This is a genomic window from Litoribacillus peritrichatus, assembly GCF_039537985.1.
GTDB lineage: Bacteria > Pseudomonadota > Gammaproteobacteria > Pseudomonadales > Litoribrevibacteraceae > Litoribacillus > Litoribacillus peritrichatus.
This window is the reverse complement of the sequence record NZ_BAABBN010000012.1, coordinates 459,066-481,683: the sequence shown is the minus strand read 5'-3', so window position 1 is coordinate 481,683 and position 22,618 is coordinate 459,066. Positions and strand designations below refer to the sequence as shown.

General features: G+C 45.4%; 24 protein-coding genes and 2 tRNA genes. 13 read left to right on the top strand and 13 right to left on the bottom strand.

What is annotated here, in order from left to right; translation table 11 throughout:
- Window positions 1-17: 17 nt before the first annotated feature.
- Window positions 18-1,463 (bottom strand): cytochrome-c oxidase, cbb3-type subunit I, encoded by a 1,446-nt coding sequence (gene ccoN / locus ABD744_RS18750; protein WP_344800104.1) that lies wholly within the window; start codon window positions 1,461-1,463, stop codon window positions 18-20.
- A 209-nt stretch (window positions 1,464-1,672) separates the two neighbouring features.
- On the opposite strand from ccoN, the gene ABD744_RS18745 reads away from it, so the two are divergent.
- Window positions 1,673-2,326 carry an alpha/beta family hydrolase gene (locus ABD744_RS18745; RefSeq protein WP_344800103.1) on the top strand — a complete coding sequence of 218 codons (654 nt, stop codon included), beginning with the start codon at window positions 1,673-1,675 and terminating at the stop codon, window positions 2,324-2,326.
- A 69-nt stretch (window positions 2,327-2,395) separates the two neighbouring features.
- Here the strand turns inward: ABD744_RS18745 and ABD744_RS18740 are convergent, their stop codons facing one another.
- Together ABD744_RS18740 and ABD744_RS18735 are read right to left on the bottom strand one after the other, a co-directional pair.
- Window positions 2,396-3,943: a methyl-accepting chemotaxis protein gene (locus ABD744_RS18740; RefSeq protein ID WP_344800102.1), complete on the bottom strand. Its 1,548-nt coding sequence runs from the start codon at window positions 3,941-3,943 to the stop codon at window positions 2,396-2,398.
- A gap of 219 nt (window positions 3,944-4,162) precedes the next feature.
- The gene (locus ABD744_RS18735; protein WP_344800101.1) at window positions 4,163-4,447 is read right to left on the bottom strand and encodes an antibiotic biosynthesis monooxygenase family protein; all 285 of its coding nucleotides are present in this window, start codon (window positions 4,445-4,447) and stop codon (window positions 4,163-4,165) included.
- Window positions 4,448-4,628: 181 nt separating this feature from the next.
- On the opposite strand from ABD744_RS18735, the gene ABD744_RS18730 reads away from it, so the two are divergent.
- Window positions 4,629-5,111 carry a hypothetical protein gene (locus ABD744_RS18730; protein WP_344800100.1) on the top strand — a complete coding sequence of 161 codons (483 nt, stop codon included), beginning with the start codon at window positions 4,629-4,631 and terminating at the stop codon, window positions 5,109-5,111.
- A gap of 5 nt (window positions 5,112-5,116) precedes the next feature.
- Window positions 5,117-5,374 (top strand): sulfurtransferase TusA, encoded by a 258-nt coding sequence (tusA, locus tag ABD744_RS18725; protein ID WP_344800099.1) that lies wholly within the window; start codon window positions 5,117-5,119, stop codon window positions 5,372-5,374.
- Here tusA and ABD744_RS18720 read toward each other — a convergent pair.
- Together ABD744_RS18720 and ABD744_RS18715 are read right to left on the bottom strand one after the other, a co-directional pair.
- Window positions 5,361-6,257: a DMT family transporter gene (locus tag ABD744_RS18720; protein WP_344800231.1), complete on the bottom strand. Its 897-nt coding sequence runs from the start codon at window positions 6,255-6,257 to the stop codon at window positions 5,361-5,363. The genes tusA and ABD744_RS18720 overlap by 14 nt on opposite strands.
- Before the next feature lie 104 nt (window positions 6,258-6,361).
- Window positions 6,362-7,132: a hypothetical protein gene (locus ABD744_RS18715; RefSeq protein WP_344800098.1), complete on the bottom strand. Its 771-nt coding sequence runs from the start codon at window positions 7,130-7,132 to the stop codon at window positions 6,362-6,364.
- A 77-nt stretch (window positions 7,133-7,209) separates the two neighbouring features.
- Here ABD744_RS18715 and ABD744_RS18710 point away from each other — a divergent pair, with 77 nt between their 5' ends.
- Window positions 7,210-7,668, top strand: a complete 459-nt coding sequence (locus ABD744_RS18710) for a gamma-glutamylcyclotransferase family protein (RefSeq protein WP_344800097.1) — start codon at window positions 7,210-7,212, stop codon at window positions 7,666-7,668.
- 98 nt (window positions 7,669-7,766) lie between these two features.
- Here the strand turns inward: ABD744_RS18710 and ABD744_RS18705 are convergent, their stop codons facing one another.
- A complete protein-coding gene (locus tag ABD744_RS18705; protein WP_344800096.1) occupies window positions 7,767-9,092 on the bottom strand; it encodes an MATE family efflux transporter in 1,326 nt (441 codons plus the stop codon).
- Between the two features lie 147 nt (window positions 9,093-9,239).
- Here ABD744_RS18705 and ABD744_RS18700 point away from each other — a divergent pair, with 147 nt between their 5' ends.
- Together ABD744_RS18700 and rhlB are read left to right on the top strand one after the other, a co-directional pair.
- On the top strand, window positions 9,240-9,800 hold the full coding sequence (locus ABD744_RS18700) for an elongation factor P hydroxylase (RefSeq protein WP_344800095.1): 561 nt from the start codon (window positions 9,240-9,242) through the stop codon (window positions 9,798-9,800).
- 12 nt (window positions 9,801-9,812) lie between these two features.
- Window positions 9,813-11,267 carry an ATP-dependent RNA helicase RhlB gene (gene rhlB, locus ABD744_RS18695; protein WP_344800094.1) on the top strand — a complete coding sequence of 485 codons (1,455 nt, stop codon included), beginning with the start codon at window positions 9,813-9,815 and terminating at the stop codon, window positions 11,265-11,267.
- A 61-nt stretch (window positions 11,268-11,328) separates the two neighbouring features.
- Here rhlB and ABD744_RS23200 read toward each other — a convergent pair whose 3' ends face one another.
- Entirely contained in the window at window positions 11,329-11,589 is a 261-nt protein-coding gene (locus ABD744_RS23200) for a WGR domain-containing protein (protein WP_425562193.1), read from the bottom strand.
- Window positions 11,590-11,858: 269 nt separating this feature from the next.
- Here ABD744_RS23200 and pdxB point away from each other — a divergent pair, with 269 nt between their 5' ends.
- Together pdxB and ABD744_RS18685 are read left to right on the top strand one after the other, a co-directional pair.
- Window positions 11,859-13,001 (top strand): 4-phosphoerythronate dehydrogenase PdxB, encoded by a 1,143-nt coding sequence (pdxB, locus tag ABD744_RS18690; RefSeq protein ID WP_344800093.1) that lies wholly within the window; start codon window positions 11,859-11,861, stop codon window positions 12,999-13,001.
- On the top strand, window positions 13,001-14,173 hold the full coding sequence (locus tag ABD744_RS18685; RefSeq protein WP_344800092.1) for an ATP-NAD kinase family protein: 1,173 nt from the start codon (window positions 13,001-13,003) through the stop codon (window positions 14,171-14,173). Before pdxB ends, ABD744_RS18685 begins: the two co-directional genes overlap by 1 nt.
- 17 nt (window positions 14,174-14,190) lie before the next feature.
- Here the strand turns inward: ABD744_RS18685 and ABD744_RS18680 are convergent, their stop codons facing one another.
- The 4 genes from ABD744_RS18680 to ABD744_RS18665 all read right to left on the bottom strand — a co-directional run bounded on the left by ABD744_RS18680 (window position 14,191) and on the right by ABD744_RS18665 (window position 17,323).
- The gene (locus tag ABD744_RS18680) at window positions 14,191-14,436 is read right to left on the bottom strand and encodes a hypothetical protein (protein WP_344800091.1); all 246 of its coding nucleotides are present in this window, start codon (window positions 14,434-14,436) and stop codon (window positions 14,191-14,193) included.
- A gap of 155 nt (window positions 14,437-14,591) precedes the next feature.
- Window positions 14,592-15,479, bottom strand: coding sequence for a protease HtpX (gene htpX / locus ABD744_RS18675; protein WP_344800090.1), 888 nt, complete (start codon window positions 15,477-15,479; stop codon window positions 14,592-14,594).
- A 185-nt stretch (window positions 15,480-15,664) separates the two neighbouring features.
- Window positions 15,665-16,093 carry a hypothetical protein gene (locus ABD744_RS18670; protein WP_344800089.1) on the bottom strand — a complete coding sequence of 143 codons (429 nt, stop codon included), beginning with the start codon at window positions 16,091-16,093 and terminating at the stop codon, window positions 15,665-15,667.
- A 15-nt stretch (window positions 16,094-16,108) separates the two neighbouring features.
- Complete coding sequence (locus ABD744_RS18665; protein ID WP_344800088.1) at window positions 16,109-17,323, bottom strand: pyridoxal phosphate-dependent aminotransferase; 1,215 nt, start codon at window positions 17,321-17,323, stop codon at window positions 16,109-16,111.
- A 101-nt stretch (window positions 17,324-17,424) separates the two neighbouring features.
- On the opposite strand from ABD744_RS18665, the gene msrB reads away from it, so the two are divergent.
- The 3 genes from msrB (at window position 17,425) to ABD744_RS18650 (ending at window position 18,894) form a co-directional block, all read left to right on the top strand.
- Window positions 17,425-17,829, top strand: a complete 405-nt coding sequence (gene msrB / locus ABD744_RS18660) for a peptide-methionine (R)-S-oxide reductase MsrB (protein ID WP_344800087.1) — start codon at window positions 17,425-17,427, stop codon at window positions 17,827-17,829.
- A gap of 100 nt (window positions 17,830-17,929) precedes the next feature.
- Window positions 17,930-18,406 carry a glutathione peroxidase gene (locus ABD744_RS18655; RefSeq protein WP_344800086.1) on the top strand — a complete coding sequence of 159 codons (477 nt, stop codon included), beginning with the start codon at window positions 17,930-17,932 and terminating at the stop codon, window positions 18,404-18,406.
- Between the two features lie 32 nt (window positions 18,407-18,438).
- A complete protein-coding gene (locus ABD744_RS18650) occupies window positions 18,439-18,894 on the top strand; it encodes a MarR family winged helix-turn-helix transcriptional regulator (RefSeq protein WP_344800085.1) in 456 nt (151 codons plus the stop codon).
- 7 nt (window positions 18,895-18,901) lie between these two features.
- Here the strand turns inward: ABD744_RS18650 and ABD744_RS18645 are convergent, their stop codons facing one another.
- Window positions 18,902-21,262: a response regulator gene (locus ABD744_RS18645; RefSeq protein ID WP_344800084.1), complete on the bottom strand. Its 2,361-nt coding sequence runs from the start codon at window positions 21,260-21,262 to the stop codon at window positions 18,902-18,904.
- A gap of 111 nt (window positions 21,263-21,373) precedes the next feature.
- Window positions 21,374-22,168 carry a hypothetical protein gene (locus ABD744_RS18640; RefSeq protein WP_344800083.1) on the bottom strand — a complete coding sequence of 265 codons (795 nt, stop codon included), beginning with the start codon at window positions 22,166-22,168 and terminating at the stop codon, window positions 21,374-21,376.
- A gap of 230 nt (window positions 22,169-22,398) precedes the next feature.
- On the opposite strand from ABD744_RS18640, the gene ABD744_RS18635 reads away from it, so the two are divergent.
- Together ABD744_RS18635 and ABD744_RS18630 are read left to right on the top strand one after the other, a co-directional pair.
- Window positions 22,399-22,474 (top strand) — tRNA-Glu (locus ABD744_RS18635).
- A gap of 2 nt (window positions 22,475-22,476) precedes the next feature.
- Window positions 22,477-22,552: transfer RNA gene (locus tag ABD744_RS18630), tRNA-Gly, on the top strand.
- Window positions 22,553-22,618 lie beyond the last annotated feature (66 nt).

The following is a 22,618-nucleotide window of genomic DNA, read 5'->3' as shown; positions in this document are numbered from 1 at the left end:
TCCTTACTCTTATCCGGTTATGCAGTCTGCGCTTGAGCAGAAGATGCCTGCTCTGCTTTTGCTGACTGAATTGTTCGCAAGAAGTTGTATAGCATTACCAGCATACCGCTGAAGAATACTGCACCACCAAGTACACGCATGCCGTAACCAAACTTGCTGTATACAACACTGTCAATGAAGCTGAACTTCAATGTGCCGTCAACGTCTACTGCTTTCCACATTAGGCCCTGACCGATACCGTTGATCCAAAGAGCAACAATGTAAAGAACCGTACCGATAGTCGCTAACCAGAAGTGTAGGTTGATTGCGCCTACGCTGAACATTTCTTTACGGCCATACAGGCGAGGAAGCATGTGGTAAAGCGCACCGATGGAAACCATGGCAACCCAACCAAGCGCACCTGAGTGTACGTGACCTACGGTCCAGTCTGTGTTGTGAGATAGTGCGTTTACAGATTTGATCGACATCATTGGGCCTTCAAAGGTAGACATACCGTAGAAAGACAAAGAAACAACCAAGAAACGAAGAACAGGGTCAGTACGAAGTTTATGCCATGCACCTGAAAGCGTCATCATACCGTTGATCATACCACCCCAAGACGGAGCAAGAAGGATCAAAGACATCACCATGCCCACGTTCTGTGCCCACTCTGGAAGAGCAGAGAAGTGTAAGTGGTGAGCACCAGCCCAGATGTAGATAGAAATCAACGCCCAGAAGTGAACTACCGACAGACGATAAGAGAAAATTGGACGTTCAGCCTGCTTAGGTACGAAGTAGTACATGATGCCTAAGAAACCCGCTGTCAGGAAGAAACCAACCGCGTTGTGGCCATACCACCACTGAACCATTGCATCAACAGTACCCGCGTAAACGTAGTAAGATTTCCACATGCTTACAGGAAGCTGCATGCTGTTTACGATGTGAAGAACGGCAACGGTCAGAATAAAGGCAACGAAGAACCAGTTAGCTACATAAATGTGCTGAGTTTTACGGTTGCGAATAGTGCCGATGAAAACGATTGCATAAGAAACCCAAACCAAAGTGATCAGGATATCGATAGGCCATTCAAGTTCAGCGTATTCGTGAGAAGAAGTGATACCTAGTGGAAGCGTGATCGCCGCAGCAACAATAACTGCCTGCCAGCCCCAGAAAGTAAATTTCACTAAAGGCTCAAAAGCCAGACGAACCTGACATGTACGTTGTACGATGTAGTACGACGTTGCAAAAAGGGCACATCCACCGAATGCAAAGATTACAGCGTTAGTATGTAGAGGGCGAAGACGGCCAAAATGCGTCCAAGGAAGATTTAGGTTTAGTTCAGGCCAAAGCAGTTGAGATGCAATTAATACACCCACGCCCATGCCAACAATACCCCAAATCACGGTCATAATAGCGAACTGACGCACAACCCCATAGTTGTAGGTTGGGTGTTCAAAGGTAGACTGATTCGCAGTAGTACTCATATCAGTTTCCAGGCTTAGTTAGTTATGGTTTATGAAATCGCGCGCAAGTATGCGTAAAACCGCTTTACAATGCAAACGATGGTTTGAATTATAAAAGTTCTTTGTTTAGAAATGAATGAGCATAAGTAATATAACCACATGATCTATGTCAGTATTTTGGGTAATATCAAGATTTTGATGTTCTGATTGTAGAACAAAGTAGGGAATTTATGACAATACTTGTGACTGATCCGATGGATGAGGGTAAAAACATTACTCTGATTCTTGCTCATGGTGCGGGAGCTCCGATGGACTCTGAGTTTATGGAGGAGGTGGCTCAGTTGTATTCCAGCCTGGGCATTAAAGTGATTCGGTTTGAGTTTCCCTATATGGCGGAACGTAGGGACACGGGTAAGAAAAGGCCGCCTGACAGAGCCCCGAAGTTGGTTGCGCATTGGAAGGCCGTGGCTGAGCAAGTTCTTAAAGAGATAAAAGGCCCGTGTTTTGTCGGTGGTAAGTCGATGGGTGGCCGAATGTCGACGATGTTATTGGCAGAACACGATTTACCTATTAAAGGCAGCGTCTGTTTTGGATACCCTTATCATGCGCCAGGTAAACCTGAGAAAGTTCGTGATGCGCACTTTGCTGACGTGGAGCAGCCGATATTAATTTTACAGGGTGAAAGAGATGCCTTTGGAACCAAAGATGAGGTCATGAGTTATACGACCTACCCAGGTGTCGAGCATCATTGGCTCAAGGACGGTAATCACGACTTGAAACCCAGAAAGGCCTCCGGAGTCACACACGAAGAGAACATAAAAGAGGCCGTCATCGTTTCGTCACAATGGATGGCAAACATAACGGATGGCGAAGAAGTGTCTTGAAGATTAAATCTTTCAGTTCAAGCCGATGGATTAATTTTTTCTGATAATCAATCGGCTTTGAAGCAGCGGTTAGCTGAATTGGTTAAGAAGTTGTCTCTGATTTTTGGCCAATTCTTTTAACTCTTCACTTAAATGGGATGCGTTATCTATTTGCTTTAACGTTTCTGAGCTGTGGTTCATGACCGAGTTTAGCTTTTCCTGAATGGCCCTGGTTTGTTTGGACTGGCGATCAGTAAATGCTGATACCTCTTCCGAAATTGTTTTGATCTGATGCACTTTTTCTTGAATGGAGTGCAGGGCGTCTCCGGCTTCATTGACTTGCTCGACGCCAGCATCGGTGGTCTCTTTACTGGTGTGCATGGTTCGGACGGCCTCATTGGCATCTTTGCTAAGTAGCTCAATGATTTCATGAATTTGATTGGTGGACTCTTGCGTTTTCATGGCCAAAGAGCGTACTTCATCGGCAACGACGGCAAATCCACGACCTTGCTCGCCTGCCCGAGCCGCTTCGATGGCGGCATTGAGGGCAAGCAAGTTAGTCTGGTCGGCAATCCCTTTAATGACATCAACGAACTTTGAAATTTCTTCACAGCGCTTGGCGAGCTGATCGACGGTTTTTTCTGCCTTCTCTACATTTTCGGACGATTCTTTAATCGTGCTGATGGTTTCTTTGATGATGTAGTCGCCCTTATTTGTGAGCTGAGTGGCTTGCTCGGTCAGCTCTCTGGATGCGTCTATCTTATCGAAAACGGACGATATGGCATCAAGAGTCTCTGACATTTCTCCGAAAACATCGGATAGCTCACTTTGTTGGCTATTGAGCTGATTTCTGCCCTGAGTGGTGGCAATGTAGCTTGCGTCGGATGTTTTGGTCAGTTGTTCGGAATTGAGCGCAATGCGCTTTACTACGGTTTTTAATTTGAAGCTGGCCGCTTTTAAATGCAAGGCAAGTTCATTCGCTTTGTGTGGTGATCCTAAATACATGTATTGAATCAGGGCGGAGTTCGCATTGTCAGAGGCATCCGGTATGGTCATTTTGAGTTGTTTTTTGAACAGTTTGCCGGATAAAGTGCACGCGATTACTGCAAGGGGCACGCTGGCATATAGCCCAAAAAACTCTTGCGCTACTAGTGTTAAAACGAAAAGCAGAAAACAAATCAAGTATTCAGTGAATTCGCCAAACATTGCAGCCGTTGGCACTGGGTTCTGGCCTGCATTTAATCGCTGATAAACTTCTTTCGCTCGTTTTATTTGGTCTTCCGACGCTTTTCTCCTCACCGACTCGTAACCGGTAATGGTGCCGTTTTCTTTGATTGGACTGACGTAGGCGTCAACCCAGTAATGATCGCCGTTTTTTGCCCGGTTTTTAACAATCCCCATCCAGGACTTACCTTCTTTCAGGTGTGCCCATAAGTCGGCAAAAATGGCCTGTGGCACGTCGGGATGTCGAATCAGATTATGGGCTTGGCCTATCAGTTCGTCTTTGGAAAAGCCTGCCAGCTCGATGAAATCCTCGTTGATGTCTGTAATGACACCTTTGGATGTCGTGACAGAAACGATTTCATGGCGATTTTCGACAGGAATATTTTTGTTGGTGATAGGTTGGTTGTTACGCATGGTAAAGCTCGACTGCACAGAAATAATAGTCAGATGGAATATTAAGAATAGGTCAATATCCAGGAATAATAGCGAACCCTTAGCTGTAGTCGCTTAAAGGTCATTGTGGTTTTCGGCAGGTGGCTGAAAATATTGAGACAAAATTGTTCTGAGTTATTCGGTTCGGTGTGGTGGCATTCTTATCGAACCGAATAAAATCAGTGAAAGGATGAGTCTTTGCTATGCGTGCTCTAGAATTGTGATTTTTTCTGGCTCTGAGAGCATAGGTTCAACCTTATACATGATTTCTGTGCGTTGTTGCGAATGATACCAGTTACTCCAGTCCTGAATGGAACGCCATTTGGACAATGTAAGGCGACGGTGAGAGTTGTTACTGTCTTTCATTGACTCACCAGCAAGGAAGCCGGGCGCTGAAATTGCTTGTTGTAGTGTGCTACGAACTGCGTCTTCATAAATGTCGTCCAGCCCATCCATGATATTTCGCTCAATTAACACTCTGATCACTTTAATATCCTTCTTTTACGGTGTTCACTAAATTAGAGTCTAGCCTGTCAAAGAATCAATTTCTATTGGTTAAGGCAATTAGCTATCTGACTCTTTCTTTCAAGCTGTTAGAATTACACATTAATACTTGTAATAGACTGAGTGGTCAATATTTTGAATGTGTCTTTCTGTGGGGATCTCAATGGATGAAATTTTAATTAATACCACGAGCCCTGAATGCGAAGCCAGGTTTGACTATCGTGGTTCGAAAAAAAAGAAGGTGCCTGGCCGTGAGTTGCAAGCCATATCGACGGTAAGGCAAGGGGTTTATCAGGCCGAAGGTCGAGGTGAAGGGTTAACTGTCGGTGACACTCTGTATCTGAATCTAAAGGGAAGTAAACATCTTACTTTGCCTTTAACGATTGCTGAGTTGCGTTACCTGATCGAGCCGTCCGATCATTGGCAGGCAACATTGGCAGGTGAACCGTTTAAAGCTCTGCAGATTTATACCTGGCAGGTTGTGTGTGATGTATGTCAGCAAAGCTTTCCGCTGGAATTTGTTTCAAGGCATGGCGACAACGATGAAGAAAAAGCATTTCATGCGACCACTCGTTTAACTACGTTACAGTGGCAGACTCAAAGTGGAAAGCATGTCTGTCCTGAATGCTCGAATAAGAATGGATGAATACTATGGCTGAACTGAATCCTCCGGAATATCAGCATCTTTTGGATGCGAAAGGGCTTATGTGTCCGGAACCTGTAATGCTATTGCATAAAAAAGTAAGAGAAATGGCGTCCGGTGATGTGGTGCGCATTGAAGCGACTGACCCGTCAACTACGAGGGATATCCCTCAGTTTTGTAATATGCTGGATCACTCGCTACTTTCTCATAGTACCGAGCCGTTGGATGCTGGTGAACTCTACCTGTATTATATCAAGCGGCGTTAGTGCTTTCTTTGTCTGAAGCCTCTTTTGAATCGTACTTTTTTGATTTCTTTAGCGTAAGCAGGCCGGCGATAAAGATCAAAAGGCTGCCTGCCAGGGTGGCCCATCTCAACGTTTCGTCCCAGAACACCCAGCCATAAATGGATGCGTAGACCAGTGATGCATAAGTAAATGGTGCAATTCGTCCTGGAATGGCGAGCGTGTAGGCTTTGGTCATCATGAGTTGGCCGACGGTGCCTATGCTTCCCATCAGGCAAAGCATGCCTAGCTCGAACCAGCTGGGCGTTACCCATGCCCAAAAAAGCGGTACAGCAGATATTAATGAGCTAAGAAAAGCAAAGTAAAAAACTATTCTGGCACTTGGCTCAGTGGTGCCCATTTTTCGAATGGTCACCTTTGCTACGCTGGCTAAAGCCGCTCCGCCCAGGCCAATGAGTGCAATAATTGTGAACTTATTGGCGTCGGGGTCAAGAATGATGGCAACGCCAACAAAACCAAGGGCGATGGCGATCTTGGACCACAATGAAATACTCTCTTTAAGCCATACATAGGCAATGATCGGGATAAATAACGGTGCGGAAAGTTTAACCAGCATGGCTTCTGCAAAGGCGATGTGGCCGATGCTGTAAAAAAAGCAATACATGGCACTGACACCAGCGGCCGCTCTTAATAAGTGGAGTTTGAAACGGTTGGTTTTGAACAGTTCGCTGCCCATGCTAATCAATAATGGCAGGATGGCCACCAGCCCAAAGAGATTTCTGAAAAATACAATCATCTCGTTTGGTAGGTCGATGGCAAGAATTTTAATAATAGCACCCATGGAGGCGAGTAAAAATTCTGCCATTAGCAGCAATAAAGCGGCTTTAAGTGTGTTGGATACGGGCATGGTATAAGAAAGTATTGAGGTGCTGTTAATGAAGGGCTGCGAGTCTAACACAGAAAGCGGTGGTTACAGGGGGAGATTTCTGGTCGGGCTGACCAAGCACCGGTTTACACCAGGTCAATCAGTAAAGAAACGGCTGTAATGGTGTCCGGGTCTTCTCTTTTTATTCGGGAGGCTATGCCGTGTTGAAAGTAGTACCTGAAGTTTGAATCTTCAATGGCGGGCACTAACTCATCTGAACCGGGCAGAGGCGTGATTGGGCTATTTTCCTGCTGAATTGTCATGGCTAACAGCTTGCCGTCTGCAGTAAGTCGCCAGCTGATCACCGGTTTCAGATAAAAGCCTTTTTGTTCTTTGTGTTTGAACGCTGCGTGTGTTCCTAAGTGATCGGGTAACTCCTGCAAGTTCTTGTGATGGCCTGCTGACTTTGGTTTACCGATTTCTTGGCTAGTAAGTTCTTGGTTAGTAAGCTCTTGGTTGGTAAGTTCTTGGTAAGTCGGTTTTGCCGATGAGGACGGATCAAGATCAAAGTAATGATGGCCCAGCTCCAATTCTTTAACTTTGAACTCCGGTGGCTTAAACATGATTCTGTCCAGCTTTTGATCGTAATATCCCTGCCATTGGCCTGTGTGCGGATTATTGAGTTCGTTGGTGGTGATGATGTCTTTTAGCCAGGGGATGATGGCACAAACGCTGCCGTTGTCCAGAAGCGCCCAAAACAAGATTTTAATGGTGAATAATCGTTCTGAACTCAGGTCGTTGGTATAGAGGGCTTCCAGACCGTCCATTTCAGAACTGATCCGTACAATTTTGGGGCTGGCTTTCCCTTCTTTTCGATAGCTGTCCAGTTGTACGATTTTTTCCGAATTTGTAGTCATACTGATGTTCTTTAGTGTACGATTTTTGTATTAGTTGCAGGTGATACTTGAGCCTGCTTAATGGAGGTTATCGGCACGTGTTAGAGAAACATTATTACTTTGCGTATGGCTCGAATATGAATTCAGCGCGAATGAAGGAACGAGGGCTCGCTTTTACAGACTCTCTTAAAGGGGTGATGAAAGGCTACCGCTTGGCGTTTAACAAAAAAGCCTGGGATCATCCGGCGAGGTCGTATGCCAATATTGTTTATGATCCGGCTTCTTTGGTGGAGGGTGTGCTGTATGAACTTACGGACGAGCACCAGATCCAATTAATGGACCCTTTTGAAGGCGCACCACGGTTGTACAGCAGAGATATATTTTCGATTGAAACGACAAAAGGAGCAATTCACTCCTGGGTTTACGTTGCTAATAAAGCCACGATCGTCGATGGCTTAAAGCCTGATCGTTGGTATCTGGATCATTTATTGGAAGGGAAGTCCTTATTGTCGCCTGAATATTATCAAGCATTGACTCAAGTCGAAACCAACGGCTAGTTTGCCGTTGCTTGACTGTTGAGTTGTTTTTTCTGAATGAACAGTAAGTAACTGATCTGTAAAACGGCGTTTGCACTCAGGCCGATGATCAGTCCGTATCAAAAACCTGCGACCCCGAGTGGGGTTGGCAAACTAATGATCGCTGCCAATTGCGTTCTTAACGGTGACTCCAACCCCAGTAGATAACCGGCAGGCATGGATATCGCCCAAAAGGAAATGATGGTGATGCACATAGGCACAGCGGTTAGTTGATAGCCTCGCAGAGCACCGGCGGTGGTAATCTGAAGGGTGTCTGTCAATTGAAATAAAGCCGCTAAAACCAGCAGTGTCGAAGCAACTTCAAGGACACTGGTTTCGGATGTATACAAAGCGGGAATGCTGTCTCGGTTTAATAGAATAAAACTAAGCGAGCAAATTCCAAAGATAAAGGCTACAACAATACCTGTTCGGGATGAAAGCTGAGCCAGTTCTGTTTTGTTACGACCGAGTTGATAGCCTGTTCTCACGGTAATTGCCTGGCTTAACCCCAGTGGCACCATAAACATTACGGAAGAGACGTTCAGTGCAATTTGGTGTGCAGCAACCTTGTCTTCCCCCAAATGGGCAATCATCAGCGGAATGTAAGTAAAGACGGATACTTCTGCGAATATGGCCAGTCCGATGGGAATGCCGACAATACTTAAGTGCTTGAATACCTTTAAGGTAGCAATCGGTGTTTTAGTTGCCATTTGTTGCTGTATTTTTGGGTCGCTTTTCTGAATGAGTTTCATGGATATCAGCATCAGCCAGAAGATGATCGCGCTGGCCAGGCCACAACCGGCACCCCCGAGCTCAGGGATAATTTCGATCACGGTTTGGCCGTCATTGATTGTCAGTCCGTAAATAAACAGGTAGTTGAGCGGAATATTCATAAGTACGCCGATGATGGTGACTATCAGTGCGTGCTGGGTTTTGGCGTTGCCTTCCGAAAGACTCCGTTGCGCCTGGAACAAGGCAGCAGCTGGTAATCCAAATAAAATAAAGGTCAGATATTGCTGGGCCAGATTGCGTGTTTCGAGTGTTGTATCAAGTCCATTGATGGCATTCAGGCCAAACTGTCCTGCACCCAAGAAGCAAACCATAACGACCAAAGCAAACCATGAGCCTTTGATGTACCAACCGTAAATGGCGCTTCGATTATTTTGACCGTTTAATTTTGAAATTTGAGGTGTTAAAGCCATTAAAATGCCGTTCATGGTCAGAAACAGCATATTCCACACGGCTGATCCGATGGATACGGCCGCCAGGTCTTTGGCGGAAACCTGACCCGCCATAACCGTATCAATGACTGACATCAGGCAGCTTAGTGTCATGGCAGTAATGATGGGGGCGGCAAGTTTAACTAATGACTTGGCCTCATCCCCGGAAAACACGGTGGACATCATAGGTCGTTGACTGCAAATAGATAAAAGTTAGTGATTAAGAACTAAAAAAGACTTATTCAGGAAGGCTCGCTATAATACGCGCTGTCTTTACGAAAGGGTAGTGTTGGAAAGTTATATGTGTTGTATGGCTATGATTGGTTTTTCTGTATGAGGAAAGAGATACATAAAGCAGAAGACCTGGTTAGGTTGTTTAATGATTGTTTTCTGGAGAGTGAGAAAACTGAATTAGTTGGTAATAACCCTGAACCTGAATATTTGCCAAATACAGCCCGTAATAAAGAGCTTCATGCTATCTTGTTTACTAGAGATTATTTTGCCAGTGGCCTGCATGAAATCAGTCACTGGTGCATTGCCGGCAAAGAACGTCGAAAGAAAATTGACTACGGTTACTGGTATTGTCCAGATGGTCGAACCAAAGAACAGCAGACTCTATTCGAACAAGTGGAAGTAGAGCCTCAGGCGCTGGAGTGGATTTTTGCAGAGAGTGCATCTTTCCCGTTTCGACTTAGTTTTGATAACCTGAATGGCAGTCCGGTGGATGCAAAAGGCTTTGCAGATCGCGTACATAAGCGAGTTATGAAATACCTGGATGAGGGTGTTAATCAACGATCTGCCAAATTGATATCAACTTTTCTTAACTTTTATCGGAATGAAGATACGATTGACCCGACGTGGTTTGATCGAAGTAAGTTAGGGTATATAAATTAAGCAGGTGAAGTCGTGCTAAAAGCACTTAAATCGTGGGTCGGGAAATCAGATGGTTCCGGCGACTCAAAATCTTCGGGTAAGCCGCAGGGTAAGTCTAAAAAACCAAACGGTTCGCATTCCAAGAAAAAAGAAGGTAGTCAGGGAAATAAGCCCAATAAAGGTGGAAAGTACAGTTCAGGAAACAGCTCGGGCAACAAGGCTCAATCCAAAAAACACTATCATACCAAACCCAAATCTCGCGACCAGCATCGCCAGAAACATCATAAGGCACCACAGGAAGAAGCCTGGACTCTCGATCAGTTTGTAGTCCCGGAAGAGGAAGGAAAGGTCAGGTTCCATGACTTTGATTTAGATCCTCAATTGATGCGAGGCATTTGCCAATCAGGTTTTACCTACTGCACTCCGATTCAGGCATCCGCCATCCCCATTGCGCTCCAGCATAAAGACATCACAGGCAAGGCCCAAACCGGTACAGGTAAGACAGCGGCATTCCTGATTTCCGTCATTCAGAATTTATTGAACAACCCTTATGATGGTGAACGGTTTGCCAGTGAGCCAAGGGTTTTGGCGTTAGCGCCTACGCGTGAGTTAGCTTTGCAGATTGAAAAAGACGCCAAAGAATTAACTAAGTACACCGACCTAAACGTGGTTTGTGTTGTTGGTGGAATGGATTACGAAAAACAGCGTAAGCTGTTACGTGATGGCGTTGTGGATATTCTGGTGGGCACACCTGGTCGTCTGATTGATTTTATGTTCAAAGAAGACGTGTATCTGGATCAGGTGGAAATGCTGATTCTGGACGAAGCCGATCGCATGTTGGACATGGGCTTTATTCCGGACGTTCGAAAAATTGTTCGCAATACTCCACATAAAGAAGATCGTCAAACGCTGCTGTTCAGTGCCACCTACAACGATGAAATTATTCGTTTGACCGAACAGTGGACGATGGACCCTGTTCGTATTGAAATTGAGCCGGAACAAGTGACTTCGGATCGTGTCGAACAAACGGTTTATCTGTTGGAGGCTTCACAGCGTTATAGCAAGTTGAAAGAAGTGGTGACCGGTCCGGACGTTGGCTTGGTGATTGTTTTCTTAAATCGACGAGATCAGACGCGGCGTGTGTATGAGCGACTCCAAAAAGATGGCGTCAAAGTGGCCATTTTGTCGGGGGATGTTCCACAGAATAAGCGACTGAAGACGCTGGAAAACTTTAAGAAAGGCAGCATCAAAGTTTTGGTGGCTACGGATGTGGCGGGTCGAGGTATTCATGTGGACGATATTACTCACGTGATCAATTATACCTTGCCGGAAGACCCGGAAGATTATGTGCACCGTATTGGCCGTACTGGCCGGGCAGGACGTACTGGTCATGCGATCAGCTTTGCCTGTGAAGATGACGCTTTTGTGATTCCGGAAATTGAAGCGTATGTTGGCGCGAAACTTAAGATGGAGTACATCGAGTCTTAATTGGTTTTAACTGAAAGTCAGAAGGTGGCGGCCAAAAGTGACAATGAGAGCTTTTGGCTTCCTAGGTATACTCAAGAATCCAATCAAGCTGGGTCGGCTCATCACTTCGTTCTTTAATGATAAAGCCGTTTCTTTTGTTTTTGGAAATAAGTGCGTTTAACTTTTTGACAGCATCATTGTGACAGGTCACGGGGATGTTTTTTACTTTCCCGTTGCAACTTCCTATGGTACCCGTAGATTGCGTTAAAACCCATTCACCGAAAAGATCTTGCTGAATGTGCGCAATGTAGTAGGTATTGTCTTTGTGCCACCTGATCAACATTATCTGAGAACTTTGAAGCCTGTTAGTAATTAAACGTTATTTGTTTGTGTTGTATTTATTAGTACAGTAATGATTCATACAGCACTTATTGGCCGTTGTGTTGAATTAAAACTGAATGTGTTAAAAACTGATTGCTCCGTTGATTTTTTGAGCAGGATGATGAAGATTATATCTGAGCAAAACGGATGTGTCCTGTACTTGCTGGTTGATAAACATACTTATTTTGTGTGTTTGGTCGGTTATTTGATTTAAGTGGAAAAGAATAAGATATGAAAATTGTTGCTGATGAGAATATGCCAATTGTTGAGGCTTTATTTGGCGAATTGGGAGTAGTTACCAGAGTGCCTGGTCGCTTGATGACGCCGGAGGACGTAAAAGATGCAGACATTCTTCTTGTTCGCTCAGTAACGAAAGTTAATCAGGACTTATTGGCTGGCAGCTCAGTTAAATATGTAGGGACTGCCACCATTGGTACCGATCATATCGATCAAACTTATCTGAAAGACGCAAATATTGGTTTTTCAAACGCCCCTGGCTGTAATGCTCAGTCTGTGGTGGATTATGTTATCAGTGCTTTGGTGTGTTTGTGCCAGGACGAAGAGCGCTTGATGAAAGACCTGACTGTTGGGGTTGTGGGTGCTGGCAATGTGGGCAGCCGATTAATTCAGCGTCTGAAAAAGCTTGGGTTAAAAGTGATTGCTTACGACCCTTTTGTGGAAAACGAAGATTTGCCTTTGGCTACTTTGGATGAAGTGCTGGCGTGTGATGTTGTGTCTTTGCACGTTCCATTGACGACAGAGGGAGAGTATCCAACGCTTCATCTGATTGATGAACCGGCACTGAACGCCATGCAGGATTCGGCCATTTTAATCAACTCCTCACGGGGGCCGGTCGTTAATAACGAATCTCTAAAGCAGCATTTAAAGGCGCGAGTTAACTTTAAGGTTGTATTGGACGTCTGGGAAACCGAACCAGAAGTGGATCGTGAATTGCTCGATTTAGTGGACTTAGGTACGGCTCATATTGCAGGTTATAGCCTGGATGGGAAGTACAACGGCACCTTCCAGATCTATGAATCTGTGTGTAAATTTCTTGGTTTGCCGATGAGAAAACGACTTCCTCAAATGCTGCCTGAGCCGGATTTGGTGCATGTCGGGTTTGCTTCCGGTGCCAACTTTGACGAAGTCTTTCCTCGCTTGGTTCAGGTCGCTTATGACATCCGGAGAGACGACCGTCTGCTTCGTCGAGCGATCGCCAAATCCACCAAAATAAGTGAATCCTTTGATTGGTTACGGAAAAACTACCCAGAGCGCCGAGAGTTTTCATCTCTGTCTGTTAAAGTTCGCCGGAACGACGTGACAACCACAGCCATGTACGAAGCTGCAGGTTTTAAAGTGAAAGTAAAGTCATAATGAATAAACTCAAAGTTGGTCTTATTATCAACCCACTGGCAGGGCTGGGTGGCAGTGTGGCCCTGAAAGGGAGTGATGGTTGTTCGGAGCAGGCAATTTCGCTCGGGGCGAAGCCTAAGGCGCAACAGCGTGTCATTCAGGCTTTGTCGGAGCTGGTGGAATACAAAGAGTGTATTGAATTTATCTGCGCGCCAGGCTTGATGGGAACGGCCGTTCTTGATGAGTTGGGCTTCAGTTATGAAGTGCTTTGCACTCATGAGTCGGCGGATTTGTCGGAAGAGGCTAACTCGGCTCAGGCTATCTCGAGTCAAATCACGTCCGCGCAGGATACCAAGCAAGCCGTTCAATTATTGGCCCAACACAAAATAGACCTGCTTTTGTTTGCCGGGGGGGATGGTACGGCCAGAGATATTTGTGAGGTTTTGCCTGAGCAAATGCCTGTGTTGGGTGTTCCTGCAGGCGTTAAAATTCACTCTGCGGTATATGCCATTAATCCTCAGGCTGCTGGTAAGCTGATCATTGAAATGATTAAGGGTGAGTTGGTTAATCTTAAGATGGCGGATGTTCGGGATATTGACGAGCAGGCGTTTAGAAATGGGGTGGTTAAAGCCAAGTTATTCGGGGAAATGCTGGTTCCCGAAGAAGGTCGCTTCGTACAAATGATGAAGTGTGGTGGCATAGAAAAAGAAGAGTGGGTGATTGAGGACATTGCAGCAGAAATTATAGAGCAAATGGAAGATGATGTGCTTTATATCATCGGTTCTGGTGCGACCACAAAAGCGATTATGGACAATCTTGGCTTGGATAACACGCTGCTTGGTGTGGATCTTGTTATGAATCAAGAGTTGATCGCCAGTGACGTAACCGAATCTGAAATACTCCAGGCATTGGAGACGGCAGCGCAGGTTAAGTTGGTGATTTCAGTGATTGGTGGCCAAGGTCATATATTTGGGCGTGGAAACCAACAGCTTAGTCCTGATGTCATTCGTAAGGTAGGGAAAGACAATATTCAGGTGCTTGCAACTAAAACAAAAATTAAGACCTTGTCCGGGCGGCCTATGCTGGTGGATACAGGGGATATTCAGTTGGATAAAGAGTTGGTTGGCTGGTATCGAATCGTCAGTGGCTATCAGGATGAACTGGTTTACCCTGTTTCTGATGGCATTTCTTAAATGTAGCCGGATGATTATCAGGAGGCTTTAAGTCTCCGAATAATACTCATTCGAACACTTATCATTTCCTGATAAGCGTCAATCATCTTACAGTACGCAGTGTAGGCATCGGTCATTTGTTTGTCGGTGCTGCTGGGCAGTTTTTCGATGGCTTGCATGGCTTTTGAAAAATGCTGTATTTCAGTTTCCAAAGCGTTAATGATCTTTCCGCGTTGTTCGCTGTCTTGGTTTGCGTCTGCGAGTAGTTGATACTTTAAAGACATGTTCTGACCCCGGCATTTATTGTCCTGTTTTAAATATAGGAATCGGGAAAAACTTCGCGTAACGAAAGAGAGGGTAGGGTGTGTAGGAAAAAGACGACTGTAACTACGTGATATTGTTGATAAAACAAAGGCCCTGATGCAGGGCCTTTGGTCTTTTAACGGAACTGTTCTTTAAGGGCCTGAATTCGCTCATCCAGTGGCGGATGACTTGAGAACATTGCTTGTAAGCCGCTTCTCATGCCTTGGTTGATGCCAAATGCAACCAGTGCGTCCGGCATTTGGTTAGGCACTTCTGTTTCCGCTTTTAAATGCTCTAAGGCTGCTACCATGCCTGCTGGGCTGGCCAAGCGGGCCCCTGCTTCATCTGCACGGTATTCGCGACGACGGGAGAACCACATTACGATTACCTGAGCTAGGAAGGCTAAGATAATCTCAGCAACGAATGTTGAAATGTAGTAACCAATGCCATGGCCTTCTTCGTTTTTCAGAATAACGCGGTCGACTAGGTGGCCGATGATGCGGGCAAAGAACATCACAAATGTATTCACTACGCCTTGAACCAAGGCCAATGTCACCATGTCTCCATTAGCAACGTGGCCAATCTCGTGGCCAAGAATGGCGCGTACTTCTTCTTTGCTATAACGCTGCAGAAGGCCGGCACTTACTGCAACCAGTGCATCGTTTTTGTTCCAGCCTGTAGCAAATGCGTTGGCTTGTTGCGCAGGGAAAACGCCCACTTCCGGCATTTTGATGCCTGCTTTGTCGGAGAGTTCCTTAACGGTTTCAAGCAGCCAGTGTTCTTCGGCATTGCGAGCTTGGGTAATCAGCTCTGTGCCTGTGGTTTTCTTAGCCATCCACTTTGAGATGAATAAAGAAATGAACGAGCCAGTAAAGCCAAAAACAGCACAGAAAATGAGTAGGTTGGTCAGATTCAGACCACCCTTAGCGTCAAGGTAAGAGCCGACACCCAATAAATTCAGGGTGATGCTTGCTACTACAATGATGGCAAGGTTTGTTAATAAGAATAAACCGATTCTAAGCATTGGTTGCTTTCCTTAATACGTTCAGTTTCTTTTGATATAGGGTCTAATGTTTGTATTTCAAGATGATGATTCTTAGTTTAATTGATAAATTTAAGACAGTATTGATTTGTTTGGTGCCATTAATCACGATGCTCGGTTGAATGATGTTCATTTATTAGACGTTTTTTGGGTTTTTGTCTCAAAAATCAGTGCAGTGTGTATTGGTTTAGCAGTTGACTGGTTAGATGGCTGACCTGTTCCGAAGTTCCTTGGTTCAGGGCTGAGTGTATTTGTGCTGCCAGGGTAGGCGCCGAACTAAAGGCAACCGTTTGCGCGTTTGGTGCTTGATACGCTCTGCCGGAAAGTTGGTTGAATGCTTTCTGGGTAAGTGTAGAAAGCTCAATCGCTTCCTGGCCGATGGTGCCGGCGTAGCGAATGAAACCTTCCTCTTCTAGCCATATGATTGCAGCAAAGCACGCTTGAAACCGGTCACTGTAGAGACCAACATCGTCGGTTTCTTCGTAGCCGCACAAATCACCTACGTAGACAGACACTTTTCTTGGGAAGCTGCGGTACAGTCTTAATAAGACGATCGCACAGTCGCGGTAAAAGTCGTCAATATGCAGTTCATCCATGGTGTAAACCGTCTGTTAGAGTTGCTTGTATCGGCTGAAGAAACGTTCAATGCGGCTTGTTGCATTCACCAGGTCTTCTTTATGGGGCAGAAATACGATTCTAAAGTGATCCGGATGTGGCCAGTTGAAGGCTGTACCTTGAACGATCAGGATTTTTTCCTGGGTTAATAAGTCCATTGCAAAGCGTTCATCGTCCTGAATGTTAAAGCGTTTATCCATTTTAGCGAACAGATAAAGTGCTCCGTCCGGTTTTGTACAGCTTATTCCCGGTATCTGGTTTAATGCTTCGTAGCAGATGTCACGTTGTTCTTTGAGGCGGCCGCCCGGTAAGATTAATTCATTGATGCTTTGGTAGCCGCCAAGTGCGGTTTGGATAGCGTGCATGCTTGGGACATTGGCGCAGAGACGCATGGAAGAAAGAATGTCTATGCCTTCAATGTAGTCTTTGGCGTGGTGTTTAGGGCCTGACAAAAACATCCAGCCGGATCTGAATCCCGCAGCTCTGTAAGCTTTGGATAAGCCGTTGAAGGAGATCGTCAAAACATCTTCAGAAAGCGAGGCCAGTGGCGTATGCTTTACCCCGTCGTATAAAATACGATCGTAAATTTCGTCTGCAAAGATGATTAGGTTGTACTGTCTGGCGAGCTCAATGATGTCCAGAAGAAGGCTGTCCGGGTAGACCGCACCTGTTGGGTTGTTTGGATTGATGACAACGATACCACGGGTCTTGTCTGTGATTTTTCGTTTGATGTCTTCAATGTCAGGTGCCCAGTTGCTTTGTTCGTCGCAGATGTAATGCACGGCGGTGCCTCCGGCCAGACTGGTAGCGGCTGTCCATAATGGATAATCCGGCGCCGGAATCAGTAGCTCGTCGCCGTTGTTTAACAAAGCCTGAGTGGACAGGGTAATCAGTTCGCTGACGCCATTGCCAATATAAATATCTTCAATGCCTACGCCTTGAATGTTCTTGTTCTGGCAATCGTGCATGATGGCTTTTCGTGCTGCAAATAAGCCTTTGGATTCACAATAGCCCTGAGCATTGGGCAGGTTTCTGATGACGTCCTGTACAATTTCATCGGGTGCATCGAAACCAAAAGGCGCTGGATTGCCTATATTTAACTTGAGTACCTTATGGCCTTCATCTTCAAGGCGCCGAGCTTCTTGCAGTACGGGTCCGCGAATATCGTAACAAACATTGAGTAACTTATTGGATTTATTGATGGTATGCATAAACTGCGACTCGGTCTTGCCCTTAACTAAACAGAACGTGCAATAATACCTGCGCGCGATCAATACTGTAAATGCACGCTTGTTAAATTAATGGAGAATCTATGAAAATATCTAAGTCTGAAGCTGAGTGGCGTGAGTTGCTGACCGAAGAGCAATACAGTATTTGCCGGGAAAAGAACACAGAAAGGGCGTTTACCGGAACGCTTTATCACGAGCAGCGCAATGGTGTGTATTATTGTGTATGTTGTAATAAGCCGCTGTTTAGCTCCACGGCAAAATACGATTCGGGTTCAGGATGGCCAAGCTATTATCAGGCGTTAAGTGATGATGCCATTTCGGAGCACACAGATACCTCTCATGGGATGACTCGGGTTGAGATTACTTGCGGTGACTGTGGGTCTCATCTTGGTCATGTGTTTCCGGATGGACCACAGCCCACAGGGTTGCGGTATTGTGTGAACAGTGCTTCTTTGTCTTTTGAACCGGACATCAACCTGGATTCATAACATCTAATTGAGAAACCGGTCATCCGTTTTGGTTTGACTTGGTTTTTAGTATTTTATATTGTGCACAATATTATTTTATAAAATTTAATAAGGAGTGTTTATGAGCGTCTATGATTTTTCAGCGAACAGCTTGGTGGGTGAAGAAGTTAAGCTGGATACGTATCAGGGAAAGGTTCTCTTGATTGTAAATACGGCTTCTAAATGTGGGCTGACACCTCAATATGAAGGGTTAGAGGCTTTGTATAAAGAACTAAATGTTCAGGGGCTGGAGGTTTTAGGGTTCCCTTGCAATCAGTTTGGTGGGCAGGAGCCAGGCGATAGCAATGAAATTGCCTCTTTTTGTTTAAAAAATTACGGCGTGTCTTTTCCTATGTTTGAAAAGATTGATGTGAATGGCTCTACGACGCACCCGCTTTATAAATTTCTGAAAAGCGAGGCCAAAGGTTTGTTGGGCAGCGAGAATATCAAATGGAACTTCACTAAGTTCTTAATCAATAAAGAAGGAGAAGTGGTAGAGCGTTATGCTCCGACAACGCCACCGGAGAAACTGAAGTCCGATATAGAAAAATTACTATAGGTGCATTGGTTGTGAAGTAGTAGGTGTATGGCATGGCGAAATACCCAGAGCAATTAAAGCTGGATAACCAGATGTGTTTCTTGTTGTACAGTGCATCCCGGTCTATGACTCGCCTGTATCGGCCTTTACTGGATGAGTTAAACCTGACTTACCCTCAGTATTTAGTGATGATGGTATTGTGGGAGTCGGGTGAGAAGGCAAAGTTATCGGTTGGGGATATCTGTGAGAAATTAATGTTGGATACTGGTACGGTGACGCCATTGTTAAAACGCTTGGCGGCGGAAGGGTATCTTACTCGAATTCGGGACCCGGAAGACGAGCGTCGGGTTGTGATTCGCTTGACGGACGAAGGTTGTCGTTTAAGGGGGCGGGCGGAAGCTGTGCCCCTTCAATTGATGTGTAATCTTGGGGTCAGCGATTCGGACACCGAAAATCGTGATCAGTTGATGGGCCTGCTGAAAGAACTGGTTTGCAGGTTGAATCAATAGTCGGGGTTTAAGAATTGAGTTTTTGCTCTTCCAGCCATTGATCGAGCTTTACCGTTAGGTCTTCTTTCCGGTAGGGCTTGGTCAGAAAGTCATTCATGCCGCAGTCGAAACAGCGCTGCCTGTCTTCGTTCATGATATTCGCGGTGACCGCAATAATAGGAATATCTTTGCCATGAGGCAGTTGCCGAATGGCTTTGGTGGCGTCGTAACCGTCCATAACAGGCATATGGCAATCCATCAATACTAGGTCAATGTCGAACTCTTTAATCAGGTTGACCGCAATTTCTCCGTTTTCAGCCAAATGGATGTTCTTGAATCCTAATTTTTTCAATAAGCCTCGGGCCACCTTTTGGTTTACTTCATTGTCTTCGACGATCAGTATTTGTTCGGCTCTTGAACTGTCAGAAGTAGGCGCTGTGGTTTGGCTTACTTTGGTTGGTTGGTGGTTGCCGTGGGCATTGGCAATGGACTTAACGGATGCTGTCAGTTGGCCCAGGGTAACGGGTCTCTGAATTTGCTGATACTCCGAAGAAGCTATTTTGTCGGTGATGATCAGTGTGCGCTCCTTCGGATAATGGTTCGTGTTTACCGGATGCGACAGCGCGATAATTAAGTCGTTTTCCAGAATGTTTTCGTCGGGTTCTATGATGAGCTTGGGGGTGGCGCCCCAATAAACAAGCTGGTTGATCAGGGCTTCACTTTCAATTTCATGCACCGGATTTGTTTGGATGACGGCCACTTGTGGTGTGTTCGCGAGGAAGGTGTCTTTGTTGGCGGGTTTGATTACGTCCAAGCCAAATGTGAGTGTGAAGCAGCTGCCAGCGCCTTTGGTTGATTCAATAGAAACACTGCCGGACATGCACTCTGTTAACTGCTTAACCAGTGTTAAACCTAAGCCTGTGCCACCATACTTTCGTGTGGTTTTGGATGATGCCTGAGTGAAGGGTGTGAAGATTCTTTCTTGTTCGTCTTCGGTCATGCCTATGCCGGTATCAATAACCCGAACTCTGATGTTTTGAATGGGTGCGTTTGCCCCCAGGTTTTGGGGTTTGAAACCTTTCGGGTTGTATTCCGCAACGACGGCAACATAGCCTTCTTCGGTAAACTTTAAGGCATTGCTTAAAATATTGGTGAATATTTGTTTGATTCGGGTTGGGTCGCCGCAAATACTTTCCGGAAAGTTCGGTGAGATATTCAGGAATAAATCAATGTTTTCTGCCTGAGGTGAATTTTTTAATAGGCCGGCCGTTTGTTCTATGGTATCCCGTAAATTAAATTCGGTTGCCTCGAGATTGATTTTGCCTGATTCCACCTTGGCGATGTCCAGGATGTCATTCAGAATTTGTTGCAGGGTGTCGCCTGATGCACTCGCCAGTTCCAGTTGTTCACGGATATTTTTTTCGGGCTTTGAGTCTAATGCCAGGTTGATCATGCCAAGAACACCGCTTAATGGTGTCCGGATTTCATGGCTCATGTTGGCCAGAAATATCGCTCTTGCCTGGTTGGTTCTCACGGCTTCTTCTTTGGCTTCTTCAAGCTGTACGTTTGCGTGGGTTAGCTCATTATTGGCTTCTGTTAATTCTTTGGTTCTTGACTCTACCGCTTGTTCAAGACGGTCGGTGTATCGTTTGCGCTCTTCATCTGCCAGTTTGAGTTCGTAAAAGTTTTGTTCGATGTCGCTCAATTGTTGGTTGGTGGTATCAATCAACAGGCCGATTTCATCTTTCTTGTGCTGCGGAAGCGGGGCAAGTCGGTGGGTGCTTGAGTCGCTGGCCCGAATGTTGGAAAGTTGTGCAGTGATCGAGCTTAATGGTTTTGTAAGCATGAAATAAAACATAACAAGCAGGGCGATTGCCAGAACACAGGCTTGTATCAGAACGGTACCCAGTAACGTTAAGCTCTCGTTGATGAAGTTTTCACCGGTTGGGTGCATGTTAATGGTGAGATGCAACTCCCCAAGTTCTTCGGTTGGGTCATGTGAAACTGAAAGTTTAAAAGCGTATTGAGGGGACTTGCTGAATAAATACTCAATTATGGTCGTGTATTGGCTTTCTGGAACTTCTTTATAGGCTGAGGCGAGAATGTTGCCGGAAGGTTCGACGATGGTCGCCTGGCGAATAAGAGGTACTTGAACCAGGCCTTTTAGTAGCTCTTTGGCCAGTTCGATATCGATGTTGTAGGCGATTCTGGATGCCGGATCAATGGTGATGCTGGAAAGCGCCTGAACTTGATCTTCAACCGCTTGCTGCATTCGATAATAGTTAATGGTGATGAGAGAAAGGCTGAATATGGTGCCTAATAAAAATGCAACGATTAGCGTATTTCTAGCCTGGCGATACGATAGGCGTTGTCTGGTAGGTATTCTCATGTATCTCTCTTATTTACGCGCGATTGTTTCATTGCTGTCGCAGTCGCGCGCTGATGTCCTTAATCAGATGTCTTAATGATAGTAGAAGGGGAGCGTTTAAACAGGTCTTAATCAGTCATAAACCTGCTTCATTTTGCCTGCTGCTTCATCTTCATTGAGCGCTTGCATTCCTTTTTCGAGCTCAGTGGGTCTGTTCTTATCAATTTGATGGTTACGTTTTTCGAGCGCTTCTTCGTCCGCTTTACGTTTTAACGCATTGATCTTGCTGCGGACGTATTCAATTCGATCGCCGTTTTTATTGGCAAATTTCTCAAGCTCAGTGACTTCTTGGTAGTACTGGTGAATTGCACCACGTAACTTGTTTTTAGCCTCGAGCTCTTCTGCTCTGGCTCTATAGAACTCGAATGCAGCTTGTGTGTAAAGGAATTTAACTAAAGTATGATAACTTTTTGCTTTGTCTTTTCCTACTCGTCCGGCACGAGCCAGGCTCAACAAGTGTTGATTCAGTACTTCCAGAAGGTTGCGGGTGCGTCTCACCTGTTCGGCGGTTTTTAGTGGGATTTCTTTAGGTTCGCCTTTCTGGTTTGCAATGGCGTTTAACTGACTCTGGGCCTCACCCAACATCTGTTTGGCAAAGTGTTTTTGGTTTTTATCGCCAACGGAGAATAAGTGGTTAGCTTTATACATCATACTTTCTGTTAACAGGCGCTTTAAGCCCTTATGCAGGTAGTGGGGGGGGAGGTCTCTAAGCAGTGACTCCAGCATATTAATTTGATCGTGAAGGTTCTGTGCGATTCGAGATCGCTCTATGCGGTTCTTTTCCATTTGCTGGTTGATGTAGGCAATGCCAATCAGTATGACGATGATGCCTACAACAATAAGTCCCGTTGTGAGTCCGGAAGACATAAAAGAGCATATCCTTTTAATTACATATAAAGCATGACGAAAACAGGTGCTTCGGGTTTATTTCAAGCACCTTATCTAATATTAGTATTGTTATCGACTAAAATCACTATAACTCAAGGCGTTAGCCGTTGCTTAAGAAAAATAAAAAAAAGTAGTAGAAACAGTTGACAGTTTTTCAATGGATTATTAGTATACGCGCACTTTCTGACGAGGTCAGCAAGAAGTACGGAGTCCCATTCGTCTAGAGGCCTAGGACACCGCCCTTTCACGGCGGTAACAGGGGTTCGAACCCCCTATGGGACGCCACTGCGGGAATAGCTCAGTTGGTAGAGCACAACCTTGCCAAGGTTGGGGTCGCGAGTTCGAGTCTCGTTTCCCGCTCCAATTTTTATTCAGCAATTAGGTCTGCTGAATAAAAAGTAACGTACTTCGATCTGGTTTAGAAATAGA

Excerpts from the sequence above, each read along its gene's own strand:
- ABD744_RS18730 (WP_344800100.1), top strand. The coding sequence starts at position 4,629 with ATGGATGAAATTTTAATTAATACCACGAGCCCTGAATGCGAAGCCAGG.
- ABD744_RS18705 (WP_344800096.1), bottom strand. The coding sequence starts at position 9,092 with ATGATGTCCACCGTGTTTTCCGGGGATGAGGCCAAGTCATTAGTTAAA.
- ABD744_RS18685 (WP_344800092.1), top strand. The coding sequence starts at position 13,001 with ATGAATAAACTCAAAGTTGGTCTTATTATCAACCCACTGGCAGGGCTG.
- tusA (WP_344800099.1), top strand. The coding sequence starts at position 5,117 with ATGGCTGAACTGAATCCTCCGGAATATCAGCATCTTTTGGATGCGAAA.
- ABD744_RS18700 (WP_344800095.1), top strand. The coding sequence starts at position 9,240 with ATGAGGAAAGAGATACATAAAGCAGAAGACCTGGTTAGGTTGTTTAAT.
- msrB (WP_344800087.1), top strand. The coding sequence starts at position 17,425 with ATGAAAATATCTAAGTCTGAAGCTGAGTGGCGTGAGTTGCTGACCGAA.
- pdxB (WP_344800093.1), top strand. The coding sequence starts at position 11,859 with ATGAAAATTGTTGCTGATGAGAATATGCCAATTGTTGAGGCTTTATTT.
- ABD744_RS18715 (WP_344800098.1), bottom strand. The coding sequence starts at position 7,132 with ATGACTACAAATTCGGAAAAAATCGTACAACTGGACAGCTATCGAAAA.
- ABD744_RS18740 (WP_344800102.1), bottom strand. The coding sequence starts at position 3,943 with ATGCGTAACAACCAACCTATCACCAACAAAAATATTCCTGTCGAAAAT.
- ABD744_RS23200 (WP_425562193.1), bottom strand. The coding sequence starts at position 11,589 with ATGTTGATCAGGTGGCACAAAGACAATACCTACTACATTGCGCACATT.
- ABD744_RS18650 (WP_344800085.1), top strand. The coding sequence starts at position 18,439 with ATGGCGAAATACCCAGAGCAATTAAAGCTGGATAACCAGATGTGTTTC.
- ABD744_RS18720 (WP_344800231.1), bottom strand. The coding sequence starts at position 6,257 with ATGCCCGTATCCAACACACTTAAAGCCGCTTTATTGCTGCTAATGGCA.
- ABD744_RS18655 (WP_344800086.1), top strand. The coding sequence starts at position 17,930 with ATGAGCGTCTATGATTTTTCAGCGAACAGCTTGGTGGGTGAAGAAGTT.
- ccoN (WP_344800104.1), bottom strand. The coding sequence starts at position 1,463 with ATGAGTACTACTGCGAATCAGTCTACCTTTGAACACCCAACCTACAAC.
- ABD744_RS18670 (WP_344800089.1), bottom strand. The coding sequence starts at position 16,093 with ATGGATGAACTGCATATTGACGACTTTTACCGCGACTGTGCGATCGTC.
- ABD744_RS18645 (WP_344800084.1), bottom strand. The coding sequence starts at position 21,262 with ATGAGAATACCTACCAGACAACGCCTATCGTATCGCCAGGCTAGAAAT.
- ABD744_RS18680 (WP_344800091.1), bottom strand. The coding sequence starts at position 14,436 with ATGTCTTTAAAGTATCAACTACTCGCAGACGCAAACCAAGACAGCGAA.
- ABD744_RS18665 (WP_344800088.1), bottom strand. The coding sequence starts at position 17,323 with ATGCATACCATCAATAAATCCAATAAGTTACTCAATGTTTGTTACGAT.
- ABD744_RS18640 (WP_344800083.1), bottom strand. The coding sequence starts at position 22,168 with ATGTCTTCCGGACTCACAACGGGACTTATTGTTGTAGGCATCATCGTC.
- ABD744_RS18745 (WP_344800103.1), top strand. The coding sequence starts at position 1,673 with ATGACAATACTTGTGACTGATCCGATGGATGAGGGTAAAAACATTACT.
- htpX (WP_344800090.1), bottom strand. The coding sequence starts at position 15,479 with ATGCTTAGAATCGGTTTATTCTTATTAACAAACCTTGCCATCATTGTA.